Source organism: Pseudoalteromonas sp. 120-MNA-CIBAN-0494, assembly GCF_040308885.1.
GTDB lineage: Bacteria > Pseudomonadota > Gammaproteobacteria > Enterobacterales > Alteromonadaceae > Pseudoalteromonas > Pseudoalteromonas nigrifaciens.
In genome coordinates, this window is sequence record NZ_JBEOOE010000166.1 from 1 (window position 1) to 265 (window position 265).

The window sequence follows — 265 nt, forward strand, 5'->3', positions numbered from 1 at the left end:
GCTTGCAAGGGGCCATCGGTGAATTTTTGCTCGGCAAAAACCTCATCCTCCATCTCTGCCATAACAGCATCGAAAGCCGTCACGAAGGCGTCAAAGTTGCGACGCTTCAAGGTTAGCCCAGCAGCCATCGCATGACCACCGAAATGGCTGATTAGATCAGGATAGCGTTCAGCAACTTGCTCAATCGCATCACGAATATGCACGCCAGCGATAGACCGCGCCGAACCTTTAATGGCATCGTCGTCACCTGTACGCTCTGTATCTG

At 52.5% G+C, this 265-nt stretch carries 1 protein-coding gene; it reads right to left on the bottom strand.

Annotation, left to right across the window (positions count from 1 at the left end; genetic code table 11):
* A partial coding sequence (locus AAEY55_RS18380) for a DHHA1 domain-containing protein (protein ID WP_350552695.1) occupies nucleotides 1–265 on the bottom strand: 265 nt, incomplete at both ends.